Source organism: Streptomyces sp. NPDC126503, assembly GCF_040302405.1.
GTDB classification, from domain to species: domain Bacteria; phylum Actinomycetota; class Actinomycetes; order Streptomycetales; family Streptomycetaceae; genus Streptomyces; species Streptomyces gulbargensis.
The window spans coordinates 205,574-229,974 of record NZ_JBEORS010000004.1; the positions used below are offsets into that span (position 1 = coordinate 205,574).

Annotated in this window: 20 protein-coding genes and 1 tRNA gene; 9 read left to right on the forward strand and 12 right to left on the reverse strand. The window is 73.4% G+C overall.

The window, feature by feature from the left end; genetic code table 11:
• Positions 1-33 precede the first annotated feature (33 nt).
• Genes ABTY40_RS07890 through ABTY40_RS07905 form a run of 4 tightly spaced genes read left to right on the forward strand, consistent with a single transcriptional unit; the run spans position 34 to position 4,482 of the window.
• Positions 34-966, forward strand: coding sequence for a branched-chain amino acid ABC transporter permease (locus tag ABTY40_RS07890; protein WP_345280941.1), 933 nt, complete (start codon positions 34-36; stop codon positions 964-966).
• 5 nt (positions 967-971) lie between these two features.
• A complete protein-coding gene (locus tag ABTY40_RS07895; RefSeq protein WP_352058705.1) occupies positions 972-2,744 on the forward strand; it encodes a branched-chain amino acid ABC transporter permease in 1,773 nt (590 codons plus the stop codon).
• Between the two features lie 5 nt (positions 2,745-2,749).
• The gene (locus ABTY40_RS07900) at positions 2,750-3,769 is read left to right on the forward strand and encodes an ABC transporter ATP-binding protein (protein WP_352058824.1); all 1,020 of its coding nucleotides are present in this window, start codon (positions 2,750-2,752) and stop codon (positions 3,767-3,769) included.
• Positions 3,766-4,482 (forward strand): ABC transporter ATP-binding protein, encoded by a 717-nt coding sequence (locus ABTY40_RS07905; protein WP_352058706.1) that lies wholly within the window; start codon positions 3,766-3,768, stop codon positions 4,480-4,482. The genes ABTY40_RS07900 and ABTY40_RS07905 overlap by 4 nt, the downstream gene beginning before the upstream one ends.
• 86 nt (positions 4,483-4,568) lie before the next feature.
• Here the strand turns inward: ABTY40_RS07905 and ABTY40_RS07910 are convergent, their stop codons facing one another.
• A complete protein-coding gene (locus ABTY40_RS07910) occupies positions 4,569-5,222 on the reverse strand; it encodes an ANTAR domain-containing response regulator (protein WP_309052391.1) in 654 nt (217 codons plus the stop codon).
• Positions 5,223-5,338: 116 nt separating this feature from the next.
• On the opposite strand from ABTY40_RS07910, the gene ABTY40_RS07915 reads away from it, so the two are divergent.
• A tRNA-Leu gene (locus ABTY40_RS07915) sits at positions 5,339-5,411 on the forward strand.
• A 77-nt stretch (positions 5,412-5,488) separates the two neighbouring features.
• On the opposite strand, the gene pyk is transcribed toward ABTY40_RS07915, so the two are convergent.
• Positions 5,489-6,916, reverse strand: a complete 1,428-nt coding sequence (gene pyk, locus ABTY40_RS07920; protein ID WP_352058707.1) for a pyruvate kinase — start codon at positions 6,914-6,916, stop codon at positions 5,489-5,491.
• A 146-nt stretch (positions 6,917-7,062) separates the two neighbouring features.
• Positions 7,063-7,746 (reverse strand): SIMPL domain-containing protein, encoded by a 684-nt coding sequence (locus tag ABTY40_RS07925; protein WP_352058708.1) that lies wholly within the window; start codon positions 7,744-7,746, stop codon positions 7,063-7,065.
• Positions 7,747-7,902: 156 nt separating this feature from the next.
• On the opposite strand from ABTY40_RS07925, the gene ABTY40_RS07930 reads away from it, so the two are divergent.
• Entirely contained in the window at positions 7,903-9,699 is a 1,797-nt protein-coding gene (locus ABTY40_RS07930) for a bifunctional metallophosphatase/5'-nucleotidase (RefSeq protein WP_352058709.1), read from the forward strand.
• 15 nt (positions 9,700-9,714) lie between these two features.
• On the opposite strand, the gene ABTY40_RS07935 is transcribed toward ABTY40_RS07930, so the two are convergent.
• The 6 genes from ABTY40_RS07935 to ABTY40_RS07960 all read right to left on the reverse strand — a co-directional run bounded on the left by ABTY40_RS07935 (position 9,715) and on the right by ABTY40_RS07960 (position 17,650).
• A complete protein-coding gene (locus ABTY40_RS07935; RefSeq protein WP_352058710.1) occupies positions 9,715-11,130 on the reverse strand; it encodes a lysine N(6)-hydroxylase/L-ornithine N(5)-oxygenase family protein in 1,416 nt (471 codons plus the stop codon).
• Entirely contained in the window at positions 11,127-12,497 is a 1,371-nt protein-coding gene (locus ABTY40_RS07940; protein WP_352058711.1) for a pyridoxal phosphate-dependent decarboxylase family protein, read from the reverse strand. Before ABTY40_RS07940 ends, ABTY40_RS07935 begins: the two co-directional genes overlap by 4 nt.
• A gap of 241 nt (positions 12,498-12,738) precedes the next feature.
• The gene (pepN, locus tag ABTY40_RS07945) at positions 12,739-15,225 is read right to left on the reverse strand and encodes an aminopeptidase N (protein ID WP_352058712.1); all 2,487 of its coding nucleotides are present in this window, start codon (positions 15,223-15,225) and stop codon (positions 12,739-12,741) included.
• A 108-nt stretch (positions 15,226-15,333) separates the two neighbouring features.
• Positions 15,334-16,350: an asparaginase gene (locus ABTY40_RS07950; RefSeq protein WP_352058713.1), complete on the reverse strand. Its 1,017-nt coding sequence runs from the start codon at positions 16,348-16,350 to the stop codon at positions 15,334-15,336.
• Positions 16,347-16,751 carry a chorismate mutase gene (locus tag ABTY40_RS07955; RefSeq protein WP_352058714.1) on the reverse strand — a complete coding sequence of 135 codons (405 nt, stop codon included), beginning with the start codon at positions 16,749-16,751 and terminating at the stop codon, positions 16,347-16,349. Before ABTY40_RS07955 ends, ABTY40_RS07950 begins: the two co-directional genes overlap by 4 nt.
• A gap of 11 nt (positions 16,752-16,762) precedes the next feature.
• Positions 16,763-17,650 carry a helix-turn-helix transcriptional regulator gene (locus tag ABTY40_RS07960; RefSeq protein ID WP_352058715.1) on the reverse strand — a complete coding sequence of 296 codons (888 nt, stop codon included), beginning with the start codon at positions 17,648-17,650 and terminating at the stop codon, positions 16,763-16,765.
• A 94-nt stretch (positions 17,651-17,744) separates the two neighbouring features.
• On the opposite strand from ABTY40_RS07960, the gene ABTY40_RS07965 reads away from it, so the two are divergent.
• A complete protein-coding gene (locus ABTY40_RS07965) occupies positions 17,745-19,505 on the forward strand; it encodes a glycoside hydrolase family 35 protein (RefSeq protein WP_352058716.1) in 1,761 nt (586 codons plus the stop codon).
• A 112-nt stretch (positions 19,506-19,617) separates the two neighbouring features.
• Here ABTY40_RS07965 and ABTY40_RS07970 read toward each other — a convergent pair whose 3' ends face one another.
• Entirely contained in the window at positions 19,618-20,418 is an 801-nt protein-coding gene (locus ABTY40_RS07970; protein ID WP_309050745.1) for a S1 family peptidase, read from the reverse strand.
• 163 nt (positions 20,419-20,581) lie between these two features.
• On the opposite strand from ABTY40_RS07970, the gene ABTY40_RS07975 reads away from it, so the two are divergent.
• A complete protein-coding gene (locus tag ABTY40_RS07975) occupies positions 20,582-21,502 on the forward strand; it encodes a hypothetical protein (protein WP_352058717.1) in 921 nt (306 codons plus the stop codon).
• 61 nt (positions 21,503-21,563) lie between these two features.
• Here ABTY40_RS07975 and ABTY40_RS07980 read toward each other — a convergent pair whose 3' ends face one another.
• Positions 21,564-22,109 (reverse strand): MOSC domain-containing protein, encoded by a 546-nt coding sequence (locus ABTY40_RS07980; protein ID WP_352058718.1) that lies wholly within the window; start codon positions 22,107-22,109, stop codon positions 21,564-21,566.
• 216 nt (positions 22,110-22,325) lie between these two features.
• Here ABTY40_RS07980 and ABTY40_RS07985 point away from each other — a divergent pair, with 216 nt between their 5' ends.
• Positions 22,326-23,798, forward strand: coding sequence for an ankyrin repeat domain-containing protein (locus ABTY40_RS07985; protein WP_352058719.1), 1,473 nt, complete (start codon positions 22,326-22,328; stop codon positions 23,796-23,798).
• 40 nt (positions 23,799-23,838) lie between these two features.
• Here the strand turns inward: ABTY40_RS07985 and ABTY40_RS07990 are convergent, their stop codons facing one another.
• Positions 23,839-24,258, reverse strand: a complete 420-nt coding sequence (locus ABTY40_RS07990) for a guanyl-specific ribonuclease (protein ID WP_352058720.1) — start codon at positions 24,256-24,258, stop codon at positions 23,839-23,841.
• Between the last annotated feature and the right edge of the window lie 143 nt (positions 24,259-24,401).

A 24,401-nucleotide genomic window follows, 5' to 3' on the forward strand; every position in this document is an offset into this window, starting at 1 on the left:
CTCATATCCGACACGCTCATCGGAGGCCTTGCGGTGAACGAACTGCCGCAGCAGCTGGCCGACGGCCTTGCCCTGGGGGCCCTCTACGGCCTCATAGCCATCGGCTACACGATGGTTTACGGCATCGTCCAGCTCATCAACTTCGCCCATGGCGAGATCTTCATGATCGGAGGCTTCGGTGCCCTCACGGCGTACACGATCCTCCCCGACGGCACCGCTCTCGCCATCGCGATACCCGTGATGCTGGTCGGCGGCGCGCTCGTCTCCGTGGCCGTGGCCACCGCCGCCGAGCGTTTCGCCTACCGGCCGCTGCGCGGCGCCCCCCGCCTCGCCCCGCTGATCACGGCCATCGGTCTGTCGATCGTGCTTCAGCAGCTGGTCTGGGGCCTCTACCCCGGCGCCAAGAACCCCGTGAAGTTCCCGGAGTTCAAGGGCGACAGCTTCCAGATCTTCGAGGGTCTGGCCATCTCCCGGGCCGACGCCTTCGTCCTCGTCGCCGCCCCCCTGTGCATGCTCGCCCTCGGCTTCTTCGTCTCCAAGAGCCGCAGCGGCCGCGCCATGCAGGCCACGGCCCAGGACCCCGACACGGCGAAGCTCATGGGCATCAACACCGACCGCATCATCGTGATGGCCTTCGCCATCGGTGCCGCGTTCGCCGCGGTCGCGGCGGTCGCCGAGGGGCTCGACAAGGGCCAGATCCGCTTCGAGATGGGCTTCCTGCTCGGCCTCAAGGCCTTCACCGCCGCCGTGCTCGGCGGCATCGGCAACATCTACGGCGCCATGATCGGCGGCGTCGTCCTCGGCCTGGCGGAGACCCTCTCCATCGCCTACGTCGAGCACATCCCCGGGATGTCGCAGTTCGGCGGTGGCGCCTGGAAGGACATCTGGGTCTTCTCCCTCCTCATCCTCGTGCTGCTGTTCAGACCACAGGGTCTGCTCGGACAGCGCACAGCGGACAGGGCGTGATCGTGATGACGACCGACCTCACCAAGACCCCCGGAGAGCCCGGCACCCCGGCCGGCACGGCGGAGCGGCCCGCAGCCCCCCAGGGCCCCGGCGTCCTCCACCGGATCATCGCCGGCGGTGGCCTCGCCACCGTCGCCTCCACCTTCCTCGCCTGGACCTACACCACCGAGTTCCCCGGCAACCTCACGGTCACCGGCTACCCCGGCGGCCTCCAGGTCCTCACCCTCGTCGCCGGCATCCTGGTCACGCTGTTCGCCCTCTCCGGGCTCGGCGTCAAGGGCCTGCGCTGGCTCTCTCCGGCGGGCTCGACGAAGGCGCTGCGGCTCCTCGCCCTCGCCGCGCTCGGTACCACCTGGTACACCGTGATCGCGATCGCCGTGCAGCTCGGCGGCCTCGTGCACCTGGAGCCCGGCGGCTGGGTGGCCGCCGTCGTCACGCTGGTCCCGCTGGCGGCCTTCCGGCTGGCGGACGACACCCGCAAGCCGGCCCGGCCCCGGGAGATCCCGTCCTGGGCGGAGATCCTGGTCCTCGTCGCGGCGTTCGCCGTCGGCATGTACGCCGTCACGTACGGCATCTCCACCGAGTACGGCGAGCTCTTCATCGGCTACCTGATCCTCGCCGGCTTCGCCGCGGCGGCGCTGAACAAGTCCGGCCTCATGGCCCGGGTCTCGGCCATCGCCTCGAAGAACAAGCAGGTCGCGGCCATCGCGGCGTTCGTGGCCGCGGCCGTGTTCCCCTTCACGCAGACCACCGACACGTTCACCGTCATCGCGGTCAACATCCTGATCTTCGCGACGGTCGCGCTCGGCCTCAACGTCGTCGTCGGTCTGGCGGGTCTGCTCGACCTCGGATACGTGGCCTTCCTCGGCGTCGGTGCCTACACGGCCGCCCTCGTCTCGGGCTCCACCGCCTCCGCGCTCGGCATTCAGCTGCCCTTCTGGGCCGCGGTGGTGCTCGGCGCGATCGTGGCGCTGGTCTTCGGCGTCGTCATCGGCGCGCCGACCCTGCGGCTGCACGGTGACTACCTGGCCATCGTCACCCTGGGCTTCGGCGAGATCTTCCGCATCACCGTCAACAACATGGACGGCGACAACGGACCCCAGATCACCAACGGCCCGAACGGCATCCCGAACATCCCGGCCCTGAACCTCTTCGGCTACGACTTCGGCCAGACCCACACCATCCTGGGCCTGGAGATCAGCAGCTACGCCAACTACTACCTGCTGATGCTGCTCGTGATGGTCTTCGTCGTCCTGGTCTTCAGCCGGGCGCAGGACTCCCGCATCGGCCGTGCCTGGGTCGCCATCCGCGAGGACGAGACCGCGGCCACCGCCATGGGTGTCAACGGCTTCCGGGTCAAGCTGATCGCCTTCGCCCTCGGCGCCACCCTCGCGGGCGTGGCCGGCACCGTCCAGGCCCACTTCCAGGGCACGGTCCTCCCCGAGATGTACCTGTTCGCCGGTCCCGTCGCCCCGAACTCCGCGTTCCTCCTGGCGGCCGTGATCCTCGGCGGCATGGGCACCATCCGAGGCCCGCTCCTCGGCGCGGCGCTGCTCTTCCTGATCCCCGAGAAGCTGGCCTTCCTCAAGGACTACCAGCTGCTCGCGTTCGGCCTCGCGCTCATCCTGCTGATGCGCTTCCGCCCGGAGGGCCTCATCCCGAACCGGCGCGCTCAGCTCGAGTACCACGAGCACGACGAGAACGCCGACCAGCTCGGCGTACCGGAGCCGCGGCCCGCCGCCGATCCGATCGCAGGAACCTCGAAGGCGGGGGCGTGAACGCCATGACGACCACCACCAAGGAAACCGCCACCGGCACCGCCACGGCCGCCCCCGTCCTGGAGGCGAGCGGGGTCACCATGCGCTTCGGCGGCCTGACCGCCGTGCGCGAGGTGGACCTGACGGTCCGCGAGGGCGAGATCGTCGGTCTGATCGGCCCGAACGGTGCCGGCAAGACCACCTTCTTCAACTGCCTGACCGGCCTGTACGTCCCCACCGAGGGCCAGGTCAGCTACAAGGGCACGGTCCTGCCGCCGAAGCCGCACCTGGTCACCAAGGCCGGCATCGCCCGTACCTTCCAGAACATCCGTCTCTTCTCCAACATGACGGTCCTGGAGAACGTCCTCGTCGGACGGCACACCCGGACCAAGGAGGGCCTGTGGTCCGCGCTGCTGCGCGGCCCCGGGTTCAAGAAGGCGGAGGCCGCCTCGCGCGAACGGGCCATGGAGCTCCTGGAGTTCGTCGGCCTGGCGAGCAAGGCCGAGCACCTGGCGCGCAACCTCCCGTACGGCGAGCAGCGCAAGCTGGAGATCGCCCGCGCGCTCGCCAGTGACCCGGGTCTGCTGCTGCTCGACGAGCCGACGGCCGGCATGAACCAGAGCGAGACCCGCACCACCGAGGAACTGGTCTTCGCGATCCGCGACCGCGGCATCGCGGTCCTGGTCATCGAGCACGACATGAAGTTCATCTTCAAGCTGTGCGACCGGGTGGCGGTCCTCGTCCAGGGCGAGAAGCTCGTCGAGGGCACCTCCGAGGTGGTCCAGGGCGACGCGCGCGTCGTCGCCGCGTATCTCGGTACGCCGTACGAGGGCGCCCCGGGCGCCGAGGAGGCGGCGGAGGTCGAGGCGGCCGAGGCCCACGCGGCCGAGGAGGCCCAGGAGACCGCGGCCACCACCGCCCCGGAGGACGGCACCGAGGCCGGCGAGGACGCGGCCCCGGAGGACACCGCGCCCTCCGACGACACCCCCGCCGGGACCGGCAAGGCCTCCGGCGCGGACAGCACCACCGAAGGAGACTCCAAGTGACCGCGCTTCTGGAGGTCGAGGACCTCAGGGTCGCCTACGGCAAGATCGAGGCCGTCAAGGGCATCTCCTTCTCCGTCGAGGCGGGCCAGGTCGTCGCCCTCATCGGCACCAACGGCGCCGGCAAGACCACGACGCTGCGCACCCTCTCGGGTCTGCTCAAGCCCACGGCGGGCAAGATCGTCTTCGACGGCCAGGTGCTCAACGGCATCCCGGCCCACAAGGTGGTCGCGCTGGGCCTGGCGCACTCCCCAGAGGGCCGGCACATCTTCCCCCGGCTCACCATCGAGGAGAACCTGCAGCTGGGCGCGTTCCTGCGCGGCGACAAGGACGGCATCGCGCAGGACATCCAGAAGTCCTACGACCTCTTCCCGATCCTGGGGGAGCGCCGCAAGCAGGCGGCGGGCACCCTGTCCGGCGGTGAGCAGCAGATGTTGGCGATGGGCCGTGCCCTGATGTCCCGGCCCAAGCTGCTGATGCTGGACGAGCCCTCCATGGGTCTGTCGCCGATCATGATGCAGAAGATCATGGAGACGATCGCGACCCTGAAGTCCGAGGGCATGACCATCCTGCTGATCGAGCAGAACGCGCAGGCGGCCCTGTCCCTGGCGGACCAGGGCTACGTCCTGGAGGTCGGCACGATCAAGCTGTCCGGCACCGGCCGGGACCTGCTCGTCGACGACGAGGTCCGCAAGACGTACCTCGGCGAGGAGTAGCCGCCCGTACGAGACGAGAAGGCCCGCCCCGCAGCGTCGCGGGGCGGGCCTTCTTCCGTGCGTACGCGGGTACGACGGGCGGGCGGTCACTGGCCCTTGGCGGCCTTCTTCTCCTCGGCGTCCTCGATGACGGCCTCGGCGACCTGCTGCATCGACATGCGGCGGTCCATGGAGGTCTTCTGGATCCAGCGGAAGGCGGCCGGCTCGGTGAGGCCGTACTGGGTCTGGAGGATCGACTTGGCGCGGTCGACCAGCTTGCGGGTCTCCAGGCGCTGCGAGAGGTCGGCGACCTCCTTCTCCAGGGCGCGCAGCTCGGCGAAGCGGGAGACGGCCATCTCGATGGCGGGCACCACGTCGCTCTTGCTGAACGGCTTCACCAGGTACGCCATGGCGCCGGCGTCCCGGGCCCGCTCGACGAGTTCGCGCTGCGAGAAGGCGGTGAGCATGAGGACCGGGGCGATGGACTCGCCGGCGATCTTCTCCGCGGCGGAGATGCCGTCGAGGACGGGCATCTTCACGTCGAGGATGACGAGGTCGGGCCGGTGCTCGCGGGCGAGCTCGACGGCGGTGGCTCCGTCACCGGCCTCGCCGACGACCGTGTAGCCCTCTTCCTCGAGCATCTCTTTGAGGTCGAGGCGGATGAGCGCCTCGTCCTCGGCGATGACGACGCGGGTCGTCAGCGGCGGGACGTGGGACGCCTCGGCGTCGTCGGCGGGCTGGGGCGACTCGGGGGCGGTCACGCGGGCTCCTCGTTCGATGGCCTCGTTCCGGAGGCGGATACAGCTCCCCATGAGCCTACCCACCTCCTGTAAGGTAGGGGCACGGCGGGTGATCATCGGCCTTTGTTTCAAAGGGAGCCCCGGTAGCCCAGCGGTAGAGGCAGTGGTCTCAAACACCATCCAGCGTGGGTTCGAATCCCACCCGGGGCACATTACCTTCGATTCCTAGGACTGAGATCCTCCGGGGACCGGCCCGGACGGGGGCCGGTGGACGGCGGACCGTCCCGTCACTTCAGCGGTTCCCCGATGTGATGCACCCGGACCAGGTTGGTCGAGCCCGGGACGCCCGGCGGGGAGCCCGCCGTGATCACCACGATGTCGCCCTTCCGGCAGCGGCCGATCCGCAGGAGCTCCTCGTCCACCTGCGCCACCATCGCGTCCGTGGAGTCGACGTGCGGGCCCAGGAAGGTCTCCACGCCCCAGGTCAGGGTGAGCTGCGAGCGGGTGGCCGGGTCCGGGGTGAAGGCGAGCAGGGGGATCGGGGAGCGGTAGCGGGACAGGCGCTTGACCGTGTCGCCGGACTGGGTGAAGGCGACGAGGAACTTGGCTCCGAGGAAGTCGCCCATCTCCGCCGCGGCGCGGGCGACCGCCCCGCCCTGGGTGCGGGGCTTGTTGCGCTCGGTCAGCGGCGGGAGGCCCTTGGCGAGGACGTCCTCCTCGGCGGCCTCCACGATCCGGCTCATGGTGCGGACCGTCTCGACCGGGAAGCGGCCGACGCTGGTCTCGCCGGAGAGCATCACGGCGTCGGTGCCGTCGATGACCGCGTTGGCGACGTCGGAGGCCTCGGCACGGGTGGGCCGGGAGTTGTCGATCATCGAGTCCAGCATCTGGGTGGCGACGATGACCGGCTTGGCGTTGCGCTTGGCCAGCTTGATCGCGCGCTTCTGGACGATCGGCACCTGCTCCAGGGGCATCTCGACGCCGAGGTCGCCGCGGGCGACCATGATGCCGTCGAAGGCGGCGACGATCTCCTCGATGTTCTCGACCGCCTGCGGCTTCTCGATCTTGGCGATGACGGGGAGCCTGCGGCCCTCCTCGTCCATGATCCGGTGGACGTCCTCGATGTCCCGGGCGCTGCGGACGAAGGACAGGGCGATGACGTCCGCGCCGGTGCGCAGGGCCCAGCGCAGGTCCTCGACGTCCTTCTCGGAGAGGGCCGGTACGGAGACGGCGACGCCGGGCAGGTTGAGGCCCTTGTGGTCGGAGACCATGCCGCCCTCGACGACGCGGGTGCGGACGCGGGGGCCCTCGACGCCGGTGACCTCCAGGGTCACCCGGCCGTCGTCGACGAGGATGCGCTCGCCGGCGGTGACGTCCTCGGCGAGTCCGGCGTAGGTCGTGCCGCAGAGGTGGCGGTCGCCCTCCATCGGCTCGACGGTGATGGTGAACTCGTCGCCGCGTTCAAGGAGTACGGGGCCCTCACGGAATCGGCCGAGCCGGATCTTCGGGCCTTGAAGGTCGGCGAGGACGCCGACGCTGCGGCCGGATTCGTCGGCGGCCTTGCGGACGCGCTGATAGCGCTCCTCGTGCTCGGCGTAGGTGCCGTGGCTGAGGTTGAGTCGGGCCACGTCCATTCCGGCCTCGATCAACGCCTTGATCTGGTCGTATGTTTCGGTGGCGGGCCCAAGGGTACAAACGATTTTCGCTCGGCGCATGAGGCGAGCCTAGGCCTTACCGACCGGTAGGGAATGGGGGCGGCATGACGACTCAACAACCTTTCCATGAAAGGTTGTTGACAAGACTTGAATCTGTGCGGCGGGGTGCTCCGATGAGCGTTTTCCGGGGTCCGGGACCCCTCGTCTCACAGTGCGGGCGGAGCCATCGTGAAGCGGGCGACCACCGCGGCCGTCACCGTCTGCCGCTGCGGTTCGAGGTCCAGCGGCGGAGGCCCGTCGGGCGCCCCCGCCGCGTACCCGACCATTTCCGCCCCGAAGGCGGCGCGGCCCGCGAAGGAGGGCTCCCCGAGCCCGGCGTCCGAGAGTTCGAGGAGTGAGGCGAGCGAGGTGCCGAGCGCCTCCGCGTAGGCCCGCGCCCGCTGGACCGCCTCGGTCACCGCGAGCCGGCGCGCCTCCGCGTACACCGGGGACGCCGGGCGCAGCCCCCACCAGGGGCCCTCGACGGCCGTCTGCTCCAGATCCGCCAGCCGGGTCACCAGTTCCCCGAGGACGGTGAAGTCCGACAGCTCGGCGGTGATCCGCACCCGGCCCCGGTAGGCGTGGACACGCTCGCCGCGTCCCTTGCGGGCGGTCTCGGGGGCGATCGAGAGGCTGCCCGTCTCCACCTTCTCCACGGCCGGGCCCTGGCCCTTGACCAGGTCGAGCACCTGGGCGTTGCGCCGGGTGAGGTCGGTGAGCGCCGTCTGCCGGTCGGGGCCCCTGGCGGTGACGGTCACCCAGATCCGGGCCACCTCCGGGTCGACCTCCAGACGCCCCTCGCCGCGCACCGTCACCTGCGGCGACTCCGGGGTCGCGTGCCGTTCCGTCACGTCCTGCCTCCTTCGCCTCGGCGGCGGGAGCCCGCCGCACACTTTCCCACTCCGTAACCCGAAAGGCCTGTCGCACGCCAGGACGCCTGGGTCAGAATCTACGCGCGTTGTGCGTCATCGAGCCGACGCCCGCGCCGTACCAGTCAAGGAGAGCACATGCCGTTGAACCGCCGGACCTTCCTGGAGAGCTCCGTCGCCGTGGGGGCCGGAGCCGCCCTCACGGCCGGGGTCGCCGCCCCCGCCGAGGCCCACGGTCCCCGCCCCAGGCCGGCCAAGCGGTACTCGTTCACCGTCATGGGCACCACCGACCTGCACGGCAACGTCTTCAACTGGGACTACTTCACGGACAAGGAGTTCGACGACAAGGCGCACAACGACGTCGGCCTCGCCAAGATCTCGACCCTGGTCAAGCAGGTCCGCGCGGAGAAGGGGCGCCACAACACCCTCCTCATCGACGCCGGTGACACCATCCAGGGCACCCAGCTGTCCTACTACTACGCCAAGGTCGACCCCATCACCCGCGCCGGCGGTCCGGTCCACCCCATGGCGCAGGCGATGAACGCCATCGGGTACGACGCCGTCGCCCTCGGCAACCACGAGTTCAACTACGGCATCCCCGTGCTGCGGAAGTTCGAGGAGCAGTGCGACTTCCCGCTGCTCGGCGCCAACGCGCTCGACGCGAAGACGCTGCGCCCGGCCTTCCCGCCGTACAGCATGCACCGGCTGCGCACCCCGCACGGCAGGGACGTCCGGGTCGCGGTGCTCGGACTGACCAACCCGGGCATCGCCCTCTGGGACAAGGCCAACGTGCAGGGCCGGATGGTCTTCCCCGGCCTGGAGGAGCAGGCGGCGAAGTGGGTGCCGAAGCTGCGCTCGATGGGCGCCGACGTCGTGATCGTCTCCGCGCACTCCGGTTCCAGCGGCACCTCCTCGTACGGTGACCAGCTGCCGTACGTGGAGAACGCCGCCGGGCTCGTCGCCGAGCAGGTGCCGGGCATCGACGCGATCCTCGTCGGCCACGCGCACACCGAGATACCCGAGTACCGGGTGGCGAACAAGGAGACGGGCAAGGAGGTGGTCCTCTCCGAGCCGCTGAAGTGGGGCCAGCGGCTGACCCTCTTCGACTTCGACCTGGTGTGGGAGAAGGGCCGCTGGACCGTCGCGAGGGCCGGTGCCCGCGTGCTGAACTCCAACACCGTGGAGGAGGACCCGGAGATCACCGGGCTCCTCGCGGACGAGCACGCCGAGGTCGTCGCCTACGTCAACCAGGTCATCGGCACCTCCACCGCCGCCATGTCCACGGCCGAGGCGCCGTGGAAGGACGAGCCGATCATCGACCTGATCAACGTGGTGCAGGCGGAGACGGTGAAGGCGGCCCTCGCGGGCGGCCCCCACGCGGACCTGCCGGTGCTGTCGCAGGCCTCCTGCTTCTCGCGCAGCGCCCGCATCCCGGCCGGCCGGATCACCATCAAGGACGCGGCGGGTCTGTACCCCTTCGAGAACACCCTGGAGGCCCGTCTGATGACGGGCGCCCAGCTCAGGGAGTACCTGGAGTACTCGGCGAAGTACTACGTCCAGACCCCGGCGGGCGCGCCCGTCGACACCGCGAAGCTGACCAACGCGGCCGGGACACCGGACTACAACTACGACGCCGTCTCCGGTCTCACCTACGAGATCGACATCGCCCGGCCGGTGGGGCAGCGGATCGTGAACCTGTCCTTCGAGGGCAGGCCGCTCGACCCGGCGGCCCGCTTCGTCCTCGCCGTCAACAACTACCGGGCCGGCGGCGGCGGCGCGTTCCCGCACGTCGCCCAGGCCCCGCAGCTGTGGGCCAACTCCGAGGAGATCCGCAACACCCTCATCCAGTGGGTGCGGGCGAAGGGGACGGTCGACCCGGGGCAGTTCGCGTCGGCCGGCTGGCGGCTGACCCGGGACGGCGTGCCCGTCTTCTGATCCCCCGCTCCCCCGTCAGTTCTGTACGAGAGGCGTCAGCTTCCGGTCCTGGGCCGGAACGCCGGGCGCCTCTCGCGCTTCCAGGCCGAAGCTCGTGAACGCGGTGCGGCGGGGCAGCGGGTACGGCTCCTTGCCGGTGAGCGTGTTGAGGATGACGGCGCTGCGCCAGGCGGCGAGGCCGAGGTCGGGGGCGCCGACGCCGTGGGTGTGCCGCTCCGCGTTCTGGACGAAGACGGCGCCGGTCACCGAGGGGTCGAGGACGAGCCGGTACGAGGCGTCGATCCGGGCCCGGCCCGCGGCGTCGTGCCGCAGGTACGGGTCGAGCCCGGCGAGCATCCGGTCCACCGGGCGCTCGCGGTAGCCGGTGGCGAGCACGACGGCGTCGGTGGTGAGGCGCGAGCGGGTCCCCTGCTGGACGTGTTCGAGGTGCAGCTCGACCCGGGTGGTCGCGACGCGTCCGGCGGTGCGGACCCGGACGCCGGGGGTGAGGACGGCCTCGGGCCAGCCGCCGTGGAGGGTCCTGCGGTACAGCTCGTCGTGGATGGCGGCGATGGTCTCGGCGTCGATGCCCTTGTGCAGCTGCCACTGGCGCGGCACGAGTTCGCCGCGCACCGGTTCGGGCAGGGCGTGGAAGTAGCGGGTGTAGTCGGGGGTGAAGTGCTCCAGGCCCAGCTTGGAGTACTCCATGGGGGCGAAGGCCTCGGTGCGGGCGAGCCAGTGGATCCGCTCGGCGCCGGCGGGCCGGGCCCTGAGCAGGTCGAGGAAGATCTCGGCGCCGGACTGGCCGGAGCCGATGACGGTGACGTGCCCGGCGCGCAGCAGCGTCTCGCGGTGGGTCAGGTAGTCGGCGGAGTGGAGGACGGGCACGCCGGGGGCGTCGGCGAGGGGCCGCAGCGGCTCGGGGACGTACGGTTCGGTTCCGACGCCCAGGACGACGTTCCTGGTGTACGCGCGGCCCAGGGCCTCGGCCCCGCCGGCCGGGTCGATCTGGCTGAAGTCCACCTCGAACAGGCGCCGTTCGGGGTTCCAGCGGACGGAGTCGACCTGGTGGCCGAAGTGCAGGCCGGGGAGCCGCTCGCTGACCCAGCGGCAGTAGGCGTCGTACTCGGCGCGCTGGATGTGGAACTTCTCCGCGAAGTAGAAGGGGAAGAGGCGCTCGCGGTGGCGGAGGTAGCTGAGGAAGCTCCAGGGGCTCGCCGGGTCGGCGAGGGTGACCAGGTCCGCGAGGAAGGGGACCTGGAGCGTGGCGCCCTCGATGAGGAGGCCGGGATGCCACTGGAAGGCGGGGCGCTGTTCGTAGAAGGCGGTGGCCAGGCCGCCGGGGACGCCGTGGGCGAGGGCGGCGAGGGAGAGGTTGAACGGGCCGATGCCGACGCCCACGAGGTCGTGGGGGCGGTCGTGGTCCTGCGGGGCGGGGGTGCTGCCGGTCATCGCGGTGTGCTGCCTTCCACGAGGGCGACGAGCCGTGCCAGGTCGTCGGGGGTGGTGTGGGGGTTGAGGAGGGTGACCTTGAGCCAGAGGCGGCCGTCGGCCGTGGCCCGGCCGAGGACCGCGCGGCCCTCGGTGAGGAGGGTGCGGCGGAGGCCGGCGACGGCGGTGTCGTCGGCTCCGGTGGGGCGGAGGAGCACGGTGGTGAGGACGGGGCGGGCCCGCAGATCGAGTCCGGGGGCCTTCTCCACCAGGTCGGCGAGGTGCCGGGCCTGCTCCACGCAGCGGTCGACGAGGTCGCCGAGCCCCGCCCGGCCGAGCGCGCGGAGGGTGACGGCGGCTTTGAGGACGTCGGGGCGGCGGGTGGTGCGCAGGGAACGGCCGAGCAGGTCGGGGAGGCCGGCGTCGGTGTCGTCACCGGCGTTGAGGTAGTCGGCGGTGTGGCCGAGGGCGGTGAGGTCGGCGGGGTCGCGGACGGCGAGCAGTCCGGCGGCGGCGGGCTGCCAGCCGAGTTTGTGCAGGTCGACGGTGACGGTACGGGCCCGGTCGAGACCGGCGAGGAGGTGGCGGTGGGTGCGGCTGAAGAGGACGGGGCCGCCGTAGGCGGCGTCGACGTGGAGGTCGGCGCCGTGGGCGGCGCACACGTCGGCGAGGGCGGGGAGCGGGTCGATCAGGCCCTCGTCGGTGGTGCCGGCGGTGGCGGCGACGAGCACGGGGCCGGGGCGCTCGGTGAGGGCCTCGGTGAGGGCGGCGGGTTCGAGGACGCCCCCGGGGGTGGGGACGGTGATCGGTTCCGGCAGGCCGAGGAGCCAGGCGGCGCGGCGCAGGGAGTGGTGGGCGTTGGCGCCGGCGACGAGGCGTACGGCGCCGTGGCGTTCGCGGGCGAGGAGCAGGGCGAGCTGGTTGGACTCGGTGCCGCCGGTGGTGACGAGCGCGTCGGGGCGGTCGGCGGCCGGGAAGACCTCGACGGCGAGGGCGGCGGTGACCTCGGCCTCCAGGGCGGAGGCGGCGGGCGCCTGGTCCCAGGAGTCGAGGGACGGGTTGAGCGCGGAGGCGGCGAGGTCGGCGGCGGCGGCGAGCGCGAGGGGCGGGGTGTGGAGGTGGGCGGCGCAGAGGGGGTGCGCGGGGTCGGCGGCGCCCTCGGCCAGGACCCGGACCAGGGTGCGGAGCGCCTCGCCGGCGCCGGTGCCGGTGTCGGGGAGGGCCTCCCCCACGGCGGCGCGCACCCGCTCGGCCACGGCCCGGGGGCCACCGGCAGGGAGGGGCCCGCCGCGTACCTCCGCTCCTTCGCGCAGGGCGTCGAGGGCGATGCCCAGGAGGCGGCTCAGGGGCGTGGGGGCGGAGGCGAGGGGCGGGGGTGCGGCACGCATGGACGACAGGGTGCCGGGACGAGGCCGGACATGTCCGGCGAGAACCCGCGCGTGACCCGAAAGGGGGACACGGGCGTGGCGGTGGGGCGGGGCGGGAGGTACGGGCGCGGGGCGGCCGGCGGTCCGGGGCGGGGCTTCCGTGACGTGGCCGGGGGGGACGGACGGGGCTCCGGGGATGTCGCCTGGGGACGCCGGCCGCCGGTGCGGTACGGGGGCCGGGCCCCGTACCGCACCGGCTGGGTCAGGCCTCGCGGACGCGCAGGGCGCGGCGGAGGTCGTCCAGCTGGTCCACGAGCTTGCGGCGGAGGGCCGGGATCATGGTGTCGCCGGCGAGGTGGGACTCGCCGAGGGCCAGCGCCGCCGCGTCGACCGCGTGCGCCGGGAAGGCGTGGCTGCCCGCGGCCTCGGCCATGGCGGCGCCCCGGCGGTCGGCGAGCGCGACGGCGTCGGGGTAGAAGCGGGTGACGTACTCCCGTACCAGCTCGGCCTGCTCGGGCTGCCAGAAGCCCCGCGCGGTGGCGGTGAACAGGTAGTTGGACAGGTCGTCGGTGTCGAACATGGCGGACCAGGCGGCCGCCTTGGCCCCGGCGTCCGGGAGCGCGGCCCGGCAGCGGGCGGCGCCCTCCTGGCCGGTGGCGCTGGGGTCACGCTCCAGCTCGGCGGCGATGGCGGCCTCGTCGGTGGCGCCGAGGACGGCGAGCCGTGCCAGGATGCGCCAGCGCAGCTCGGGGTCGAGCTCGGGGCCGCCGTGGACCGTGCCCTCGTCCAGCCAGGAGGCGATCTGGTCGGGGGTGGTGGCGCTGTCGATCAGGGTGCGGACGGCGGTGAGGCGCAGGCCGGGAGAGTCGCCGTCCTCGGTGCGGCGCAGCAGGGCGCGGGCGATCTCGCGGAGGGTGGCCAGGGCGGCGGGGCGCTCCTCGGCGGCGACGTACCGGTCGGCGATCTGGGTGCGTGCGAAGCCCAGGACGCCCTGGACGAGGGCGAGTTCGCTCTCCTCGGTGAGGTGGGCGCGGGCCGCCTCCAGGTACTCGCCGGGGGTGAGGACACCGTCGCGGACCATGTCGCGCAGGGCGTTCCAGACCACGGCCCGGGTGAGCGGGTCGGGGAGCCGGGAGAGGCCGCGCAGGACGGACTCCTCGGAGGCCTTGTCGAAGCGGAGCTTGGCGTAGGTGAGGTCGCCGTCGTTGAGGACGACGAGGGCGGGGCGAGGGCCGGTCAGTTCGGCCGGCCCGTCCTGGGGGACGTCGAGCTGGCGGCGCTCGCGCAGGACGAGCGCGCCGGACGGGTCGCGGTCGTAGACGCCGGCGTCCACGCGGTGCGGGCGGCCGCCGTCGCGGTCGACGGTGAGCTGCCAGCGGGCGCCCTCGCCGGTGAGGCGGGGGGTGAGGACGTCGACGCCGGTGGTGCGGAGCCACTGCTCGGCCCAGCCGTGGACGTCGCGGTCGGTGGCGGCGGCCAGGTTGTCGATGAAGTCGGCGAGGGTGGCGTTGCCGAACTTGTGGCGCTTGAAATGGATGTTGATGCCGGCGAGGAAGTCGCTCTCGCCGAGCCAGGCGACGAGCTGGCGCAGGGCGGAGGCGCCCTTGGCGTAGGAGATGCCGTCGAAGTTGAGGAGCGCGGAGGCGGTGTCCGGGACGGCGTCGGGGTCGGGGGCGACGGGGTGGGTGGAGGGGCGCTGGTCGGCCTCGTACCCCCAGGCCTTGCGGGTGACGCCGAAGTCGATCCAGGTGTCGGCGAAGAGGTCGGAGCAGGCCTCGTTGACGGTCTGGTAGCCCATGTACTCGGCGAAGGACTCGTTCAGCCAGATGTCGTCCCACCAGCGCAGGGTGACGAGGTCGCCGAACCACATGTGGGCCATCTCGTGGGCGATGACCATGGCGCGGGTCATCCGCTCGGTGTCGGTGACGGCGGAGCGGAAGACGAACTCGTCGCGGAAGGTGACGAGGCCGGGGTTCTCCATGGCGCCTGCGTTGAACTCGGGCACGAAGGCCTGGTCGTACGAGTCGAAGGGGTACGGCTCGTCGAACTTCTCGTGGTACCGGTCGTAGCAGGCCCTGGTGACGGCGAGGATCTCCTCGGCGTCGGCGTCGAGGTGGGCGGCGAGGCTGCGGCGGCAGTGGATGCCGAAGGGCAGCCCGGCGTGCTCGGTGCGGACGCTGTGCCAGGGGCCGGCGGCGACGCAGACGAAGTAGGTGGAGAGCAGCGGGGTGGGAGCGGCCTTCCAGCGGCCGTCGTCCTGCCGTTCGGTGAGGCTGTTGGCGAGGACCGTCCACCCTTCGGGGGCGGTGACGGTGAGTTCGAAGACGGCCTTCAGGTCGGGCTGGTCGAAGGCGGCGAAGACGCGCTGCACGTCCTCCATGAACAGCTGGGTGTAGACGTACGACTCGCCGTCGGTGGGGTCCGTGAAGCGGTGCATGCCCTCGCCCGTCCGGGAGTAGCGCATGGTGGTGCGGACGCACAGCTCGTGCTCGCCCTCGGTGAGGGTGAGCGGCAGCCGGTTGCCGTCGAGGGAGGCGGGGTCCAGCGGCTTCCCGTCGAGGGTGGCGGAGTGCAGGGTGACGGGCTTGAGCTCGACGAAGGTGTCCCCGGCGGTGCGGGCGGTGAACCTGACGAGGCTGGTGGACTCGAAGGTCTCGTCGCCGGTGGTGAGGTCGAGGTCCACGGTGTAGTGGTGGACGTCGAGGAGCTGGGCACGGGTCTGCGCTTCGTCGCGCGTCAGTACGGACATGGGCCCTATGCTGCCCGATCGCTCCGGCTCGGGGCAGAGGGTGGTCCGGGATGGGCGGGAGGCCGGGACGGGACGGTGCCGGGACCGGGTACGGGGTGGGGCCGGCGGTCAGGCGAGGCCGGAGCCGTCGAGGTGGGCGAAGGCGGCGGCGATGCGGGGCCGGTCGTATCCGGCGGGTCCCGCCGCGCCGCTGGAGAGGAGCGCCTGGAGCAGGATCCGGGCCTTGGGCGGGTCGAGCGGCCCGGCCGGGATCAGCCCGTGGCCGATCAGGTCGTGTTCGGAGCCGGGGCCCCGGTAGGTGCGGGCCAGGGTGGTGCCGGAGCCGGTGCGGGAGGCGAGGACGACCGGGATGCGGCGGGCGAGCGCGGCGAGCGGTTCGACCAGCCAGGCCGGGGCGTGGCCGGCGCCGAAGGCGGCGACGACGAGTCCCCGGAAGCGCTCGTCCACGGCGTCGAGGAGTTCGCCCCGGTCGCCCTGGGAGAGGGTGACGAGGGCGACGCGGACGGCGGGGTCGAGGGTCAGCGGGCGGGGCGTGGCGGGCACGGCCGGGCGGAGCAGGACGCGGGGTTCGCCTTCGACGACGGCGCCGAGGGGGCCGGCGCCGGGCGAGGCGAGGGTGGTGAGGGAGGTGGTGTGGGTCTTGCGGGCGTGGCGGGCGGCGTGGATCTCGTCGGCGAGGACGACGAGGACGCCGAGGTTCCGGCAGGCGGGGTCGGCGGCGACGGCGAGGGCGGCGGCCAGGTTGGCGGGGCCGTCGGCGCCGGGCAGGTCGGCGCGGCGCAGGGCGCCGGTGACGACGACCGGCCGCTCGGTGGTGCAGAGCAGGTCGAGGAGGAACGCGGTCTCCTCCAGGGTGTCCGTGCCCTGGACGACGACGACGCCGCTGCCGGCGGCGACGGCCGCGCGGACCTCGGCGGCGAGGGCGGCCAGGTCCTCGTGGGTGAGGGAGGAGCTGGGGACGCGCCGGAAGTCGCGCAGCTCGATCTCCTCGGGGGCGAGCCCGGCGGGGGCGGGGTGCGAGGGGGCCCCGAGACCGGCGAGGACCTCGGCGCCGGTCAGGCGGGTGGCGCCGTCGCCCCGGGCGGAGATGGTCCCACCGAGGGTGAAGACCGTGACGCGGGTCATCGGAGGGTGCGGCCGGCGTCGGGGGCGGTGACCGGGCCGGCGGGCGCGGAACCGGCGGTCCCGCTCGCGGCGGCGCCGGTCCCGGTCGCGGCGGCCCCGTCGGCGATCGTCTCGTGGTGGCGGATGACCTCGGCGATGATGAAGTTGAGGAGCTTCTCGGCGAAGGCCGGGTCCAGTTTGGCGCTCTCCGCCAGCTCCCGCAGGCGGGTGATCTGGCGGGCCTCGCGGGCCGGGTCGGCGGGCGGCAGCTGGTGCTTCGCCTTGAGGACACCGACCTGCTGGGTGCACTTGAAGCGTTCGGCGAGCATGTGGACCACCGCCGCGTCGATGTTGTCGATGCTCTCGCGCAGGCGGGTCAGCTCGGCCCGTACGGCCCCGTCGATGTCGGTGGTGTCGCTCATGGTCAGCGAGCCTATCCGGACCTCGGCAGGATCGTCGGCGGGTGTTCGGGATCCGGAACGCGGGTGCTCCAGCCGCCGTGCACGGCCCGCCCCTGCTGCGCGCGGAAGCGGATGGGCGCGGTGCCGACCCGGCGGGTGAAGAGGCGGGAGAAGTAGGCGGGGTCGTCGTAGCCGACGCGGCGGGCGACGGCGGCGACGGGCAGGTCGGTGGCGGCGAGCAGTTCCTTGGCGCGGCCGAGACGGACGGTGAGCAGGTAGTCCTTGGGGCTGCACCCGGCGGCGCGGCGGACGGCGGTGCGCAGCTCGGCCGCGGTCATGCCGTGCCGGGCGGCGTGTTCGGCGACGGTCAGCGGCCGGCAGGCGTCGCGGGCGAGAGCGGCGAGGACCGGGTCGCCGTCGGCGTTGGTGTCGGCGCGGGCGCGGCGCAGGGCGACGAGGAGTTCGTGGACGGCGGCGCCGGTCTCGGCCTCCAGGAACGGATTGCCGGGGCGGGCGGCGCGGGCGATGCGGCCGATGGCGGCCCGGGCCGGGGCGGCGTCGGAGAGGGGGACGACGGGCCGGTCGGGTTCGATGTAGCCGAGTTCGGTGTACGTGGCGGTGGCGGGGCCCGCGAAGTCGACGAACGCCTCGTCCCAGCCGGTGCCGGCGTCGGCGGCGTAGTGGTGCGGGACGCCGGGGGTGAGCCAGAGGAGGGCGGGGGCGGTGACGGTGGCGCGCCGTCCGTCGGCGCCCCGGTACCAGCCGCCGCCCGCGGAGACGACGACGGCCACGTGATGGTCGAGGGTGCGGGGCCCGACGGTCGGCAGGGCGCCGTGCTGGAGTCCGACGCCGAGGCAGACGAGGCCGAGGCGGTGGTGGACCGGGCTGGGTGTGAAGTAGCGCATCCAGGTGTGGTACATGGACCGGCCCTCCCCGGCGTGCGGATCCTGATGTCCAAACTGCGACGATCTTTGTCCATGGACCGGCCCGCCGCCAGAGGGCGAGGGTGACGCCATGAGCGCGTTCGCTGTGGGTGACGAGGACTTTCTGCTCGACGGGCGGCCGGTGCGGCTGCTGTCGGGGGCGCTGCACTACTTCCGGGTGCACGAGGGCCACTGGGAGCACCGGCTGGGGATGCTGCGCGCGATGGGCCTCGGCTGTGTGGAGACGTACGTCCCGTGGAATCTGCACGAGCCGGAGCCGGGGCGGTACGCGGACGTGGCGGCCCTCGGCCGGTTCCTGGACGCGGTGGAGCGGGCGGGGATGCGGGCGATCGTGCGCCCGGGGCCGTACATCTGCGCCGAGTGGGAGAACGGCGGGCTGCCGCACTGGGTGACCGGTCCGCTGGGGCGGCGGGTGCGGACGCGGGACCCGGAGTTCCTGGCGCCGGTGGAGTCCTGGTTCCGGCGGCTGCTGCCGCAGGTGGTGGAGCGGCAGGTGGACCGGGGCGGGCCGGTGGTGCTGGTGCAGGTGGAGAACGAGTACGGCAGTTACGGCAGTGACCGGGGCTATCTGGAGTGGCTGGCGGAGCTGTTGCGGGAGTGCGGGGTGAGCGTGCCGCTGTTCACCTCGGACGGGCCGGAGGACCACATGCTGACGGGCGGCTCGGTGCCGGGGGTGCTGGCGACGGCGAACTTCGGCGCGGGGGCGCGGGAGGGGTTCGCGGCGCTGCGGCGGCACCGGCCGGCGGGGCCGCTGATGTGCATGGAGTTCTGGTGCGGCTGGTTCGACCACTGGGGGACGGAGCACGCGGCCCGGGACGCGGGGGACGCGGCGGCGGCGCTGCGGGAGATCCTGGAGTGCGGGGCCTCGGTGAATGTGTACATGGCGCACGGCGGTTCGAACTTCGCGGGGTGGGCGGGCGCGAACCGCGCGGGCGAGCTGCACGACGGACCGCTGCTGCCGACGGTGACCTCGTACGACTACGACGCGCCGGTGGACGAGGCGGGGCGGCCGACGGAGAAGTTCTGGCGGTTCCGCGAGGTGCTCGCACCGTACGCGGAGGGTCCGCTGCCCGGGGTTCCCGAGCCGCCGGCCCGGCTCGGGGCGCCGGTGCGGGCCGGCCTCGGCGGCTGGGCGCCGCTGGGCGCGGTCCTGGAGGCGCTCGGCGGGCCGGAGGTGGCGGCACCGCTGCCGCCGTCCTTCGAGGAGCTGGGCGTGGACCGGGGCCTGGTCCGCTACCGGGTGGAGGTGCCGGGGCCGCGGCGGCCGTATCCGCTGTCGGTCGCGGGGCTGCGGGACCGGGCGGTGGTGGAGGTGGACGGGGCCGTGGCGGGGGTGCTCGCGGCGGAGGAGGCGGTGCTGCCGGAGCCGGTGGCGGGCCCGGCGGTGGTGGACCTGTGGGTGGAGTCCCTGGGGCGGGTCAACTACGGGCCCCGGCAGGGGGAGGTGAAGGGCCTCACGGGCGGGGTGCGGCACGAGCGGCAGTATCTGCACGGGGTCCGGGCGCGGGGGCTGCGGCTGGACGCGTTCGAGGAGGCGGCGGTCGGCGCGGTGCCGTTCGGCCCGGTGCCGCGGGACGGCGGGGGCCGGGGCCTGTACCGGGGCGAGGTGGCGGTGGCGGGTGCGGGGGACGCGTGGCTGCGGCTCGGCGGCGGCACCCGGGGCTTCGTGTGGGTGAACGGATTCTGCCTCGGCCGCTACTGGACGGTGGGTCCGCAGGACGCGCTGTTCCTGCCGGGGCCGGTGCTGCGGGAGGGCGGGAACGAGGTGTGGGTCCTGGAGCTGGAGGGCGGCGGGGTGACCGGCGTGGAGCTGCTGCCGGACCGGCCCTGACCCTCCGTGTGCCGGAGGGCCCCGGGGCGGTCGGCGCCCCGGGGCCCTCCTCGGCGGTCGTACGGCCGGTTCCGCGGGGGAACCGGCCGCCGAGCGGGGTTTGCCCTACGGGTCAGAGCGTGGCCGCGGCCGACTTGATCGCGGCGGCGAAGGTGGAGACCTCCGTGTAGACGCCGGGGTAGCCGGGCCGGGCGCAGCCCTCGCCCCAGCTCACGATGCCGACCTGGATCCAGGCACCGGTGTTGTCCTTGCGGAACATCGGGCCGCCGGAGTCGCCCTGGCAGGTGTCGACCCCGCCCTCGTTGTAGCCGGCGCAGATCTCCTCACCGGGGACGAGGGAGCTGCCGTACGCGCGCTGGCACTCGGCGTCCGAGACGAAGGGCACGGTCGCCTTGCGCAGGTAGCGCTGCTGGCCCCCGCCCTCGTAGGTGGCGCCCCAGCCGGCCACGGTGAAGGTGCCGCTGTTGTAGGCGGTGGTCTCGGCGATCTTCAGGGTGGGCAGGGTGGTGATCGGGCTGGCCAGCTTGATCAGGGCCCAGTCCTTGCCCTGGCCGTTGTAGCCGGGGGCCTGGAGGACCTTGGTGGAGCGGACCTTGATGGCGCTGCTGGACTGGAGGTCCACGACGCCGGCGGTGGCGGTGATGCTGGTGGTGTTGCCGGAGCCGCTGACGCAGTGGGCGGCGGTGAGGACGATCTGCGGGGTGAGCAGGGAGCCGCCGCAGCCCATGGAGAGCCGGACCATCCAGGGGAACTCGCCCTGCGCGGCGCGGGTGCCGCCGACGACGGGCGCCGGGGCGGCGGAGGCCGTGGTGGGCTGGAGGCTGACGGCCGCCAGGACGACGGCGCCGGCCGCGGCCAGTTTCTGGAGCGCGCGGACCAGTCGGTTCTTCTTCACGTGTCTGCCTTCTTTCATGGGGGGTTGGCCCTGACGCCACGGCATGCAGTCATGACATGCGCCCGTCAAAGCATGCCGGGAATTATGGGCAACGCCCAACTGCCGTCACAAGGAAGCCTTTTCGGCCAGAGCCGGTGGGGGGACCGTAGGACCGTACAGTGAACGGCAGGGGGGATCCGGCATGCCGAACCGTCATGGCGCCGACCGTGTCGGCGGTACACCCGCTCAGGGGGACCCGTACGGAGTCGTCCACGGCTTCCCGCACCGCGCGACCGTGCACGCCTCGCTCACCGCGCTGCACCGGCACCTCTCCCCCGCCGAACTGCGGCGTTACGCGACGAGCGTGCCCGCCGCGGCGGTGGCCCTCGGCCCCGGCGAGGAGCTCCGCACCGGCGTGCGGCGGGTGGCCGCCGCCCTCGTCCGCCACCTGCGGCTGCCCGAGGCGCGGCTCGTCGTGCGGTTCCGCCGGATGGAGCACGCGGCGAGCGTCCGGCCGGCCACGGGGCCCGAGTACGCCGTGGAGCTCAACGACCGGTTCCGGACCCGCCGCGCCGACATCGGCGCGGCCCTCGCCCACGAGATCACCCACCTCCTGCTCCACCGGCTCGGCCTGGAGTTTCCCGGCACGGCGGCGAACGAGATCCTCACGGACGTGGCGACCACCTATCTGGGCGCCGGCTGGCTGCTTCTCGACGCCTACCGGCAGGACGGCACGGAGGGCCAGCAGCTCGGCTACCTCACCCCCGAGGAGTTCGGGTACGTGCTCGCCCTGCGGTCCGCCCGCTTCGGTGAGGACCCGTCACCGTGGTTCACCAGCGCGGTGGCGTACGAGGCGTGGGTACACGGCCGGGCCGAGGCGGCCCGCGAGCGGCGGCAGCCGCCGCTGGCCGGTGCCTCCTGGACGGCCCGGCGCCGCTACGGCGGGGAAAGGCGCCTGGGCCGGGCGGCCCCCGGCGCCCCGTACGCCTTCGACGGCGGCGCCCCGGCCACCCACGTCACCTTCTCCTGTCCCGTCTGCCGCCGGCGCCTCCGCCTCCCGGCCGGACGTGCCCTCCGCGCCCGGTGCCCTCTCTGCGGAGAGGTCCTGGAGTGCGCGGCCTGATCGGGCGTTCCCGGGCCGTGACCGGAAAGGCGCGCCTCGCCCGCGACCTTCCGGACACGTCCTAGACGCGCTCCAGGGGTCGGTGGGGAAGAGGCGGGTTCTCGACCTTGACGGAATCGCCGGGACGGACGATTCCTCCCTGGCGGACCACGGCCATGACACCGGACCTGAAGGTGAACTCGCCCGACGCGGGGTCCAGGGCGAAGACCTCGCCGAGCAGCCCCGGGCGGAAGTCGTTGATCTTCGCGCACGGGTTGCGCAGGCCCGTCACCTCCAGCACGGCCCGCTCCCCGAGGCGGAGCAGGGCGCCGGTGGGCAGGCCCAGCAGGTCCACACCGCGCGTGGTGATGTTCTCGCCGAGCTGCCCGGCGGAGACCTCGAAGCCCTTGCGGGCGAGTTCGCCGAAGAGCTCCTCGTGCATCAGGTGGACCTGGCGCAGGTTGGGCAGGTCCGGCTCGTAGGTCATGCGGAACTGGTGGCGGATCGTCTTCCCCGCGTGCACGTCTCCTTCCACGCCGAGCCCGGCGAGGAGCCTGATGGACTCGCGAGGGGGCTTGCTGAAGGAGTACGTCTCGTTGCGGCTCACCGCGGCGACCTGACCGGTCATGGCGCTCCCCCGTTGTCGTCGTCCTGCCGGTCGATCCTAGGCCGTGCCCGGAGAGGAGCGGCGTCGCCCGCGAGGCGCGATCCGCGGCGTCCGGTGCTTCGGCACCGTGGTCCCCTTCCCGCGCAAGGTGGTCCGGACGGTGCCGCGCTTCACCGCGAACCCGCGTGAACCGGTAATGATTTGCCCCCGGCCCGGACCTCGGGCCAGGGTCGCGGTATGAGCACGTTGTTCGAACTTGTCCTGGACGGTGACGAGGACGGGGTCGTACGGGCCCTGCGGAACGGGGCCGACCCCGAGGCCCTGGACGAGGGGGAGACCGCGCTGTACCGCGCGGCGGTCGCCGACGAACCGGGGATCGTGCGGCTGCTGCTCGCCGCCGGGGCCGACCCCGGCCGGGCGAGCGGCGCCGACGGCGGCGACCTGGCGCTGTGCGGGGCGGCCTGCGGCGGGCACACCGAGGTGGTCAGGGCGCTGCTCGCGGGCGGCGCCCGGCCCGACCAGGAGGAGGCGTACGGCTGGACAGCGCTGGCCTGGGCCGTACGGCTCGGGCACACCGGCACCGTACGGGCGCTCCTGGAGCACGGCGCCGATCCCGACCGGCCGGGCCCCGACGGGCTCGTCCCGCTCGTCGCCGCCGCCCGGCGCGGCTCCACCGGCACCGTACGGGCGCTCCTCGACCACGGGGCGCGGTCCCTGGAACAGGCGCTGCGGGAGGCGCGGCGGTGGATCGGCGCCGACATCGCGGCCGAGCTGCGGCGCGGGCTGGTCGCCGGGAACGAGGGCGGCGAGACGTACGAGGCGGTGGTCCGGCGGGTCCGGGAGGACGGCGGGGTGACCGTGGTCGTGGAGCTGCTGCGCGAGGACGGCCGGCCGGGGCGCGGCGACGAGCGGCAGACCGGCCACGCGGCCGTCGCCACGCTGCTGGAGGCGGCGCTCGGACGGCGCACCCCGCACGAGGAGCTGGCGGCGCGGGCGCTGCGCTGCGGTGACCCGGAGCTGGACGACTGGACGACGGTGGTGGCCGAACTGGCCGGGCGGGCCGACGAGGAGACCTTCGTGACGGCGGCGGCCTGGTGCGCCTACCGGGACCCGCTGCGGCGGGCGCTCGGGGCGCGGATCCTGGGTGCCCTGCCGGGCTTCGGGCCGGGCGCCGTACCGGTGCTGCGGCGGCTGGCCGTGGAGGGCGCCCTGGGAGGTGACCGGGAACCGCTGCTGTCGGTGGTGGCGGCGCTCGGCGAGTGCGGTGACCCTGCGGCGGTGCCCGAGCTGCTCGCGGCGGCCGGGCACCCGGACGCGGCGGTGCGGCGGGCGGTCGCCGCGGCGCTGGCCGGGATCGTGCCGGCCGGGCACGGCGAGGCGGTACGGGTGCTGCTGGCGCTCAGCCGGGACGCGGACGCCCGCGTGCGGGACTGGGCGACGCTGGCCCTGGCCGAACTCCCCGAGGACTCCCCGCTCGTCCGCGAGGGCCTCGCGGAGCGGCTCGGCGACGACGACCCGGAGACGGTGGCGGAGGCCGCCCGCGGCCTGGCGATCCGTCAGGACCCGCGGGCGGTCGAGGCGCTGGCGTCGATCCTGGCCGACGGCGACCCGGACGGGGCGCCGCGCGAGACGGCGCTCGCCGCCCTGGAGTTCGTCCGCGACCCGCGGGTCCGCGCCCGCCTGGAGTGGACGGCCCCGCGCCGCCGCTGACGCCGCCGCGGCCGGAGCCGTACGGCGGAGGGCGGACGGTTCAGCAGGCGTGGTCGATCAGGTCGAACGAGGCGTAGTGGTCGGCGGTGTAGTAGTCCTCCCGCTCCGCGCTGCCGGTGACGATCCGGCGGGCGCCGCGCGTGGACGTGCCCGGGGTCTTCACCGTGTACTCGTGGTAGTAGCCGGAACCCTGGGCCGGAAGGAGCCGCTCCCGGTTCTGGAAGACGGAGCCGTCCTGCCGGTACGGGAAGGGGCCGCCCGCCTCGATGAGGCGGAGGGTGTCGTGGGCCTGCGCGGGCAGGTCGGAGGAGCAGATCGAGCCGTAGGCCGCCGCCGCGAGGGGGGCCGCGACGGGCGCGGGCGCGGCCGGTGCCGCGCCGGCTGGGGCGCCGAGGAGGAGGGAGGAGAGGAGGGCGGCAGCGACACCGCCGGCCAGGCCGATTCGAGGGGGAAGACGCATGCCTGCGATGCTGACGCGCGAAGAGCGCGGGCAGAACCCCGACCGCCTTCAATTCGCCGGACGTTCACCGCCGCTCACCGGCCGTTCGCACGTCTGCGCGAACCCGTCACAGGGTGTCCTCCGCCGGCGGGTTTCCGCCGGAC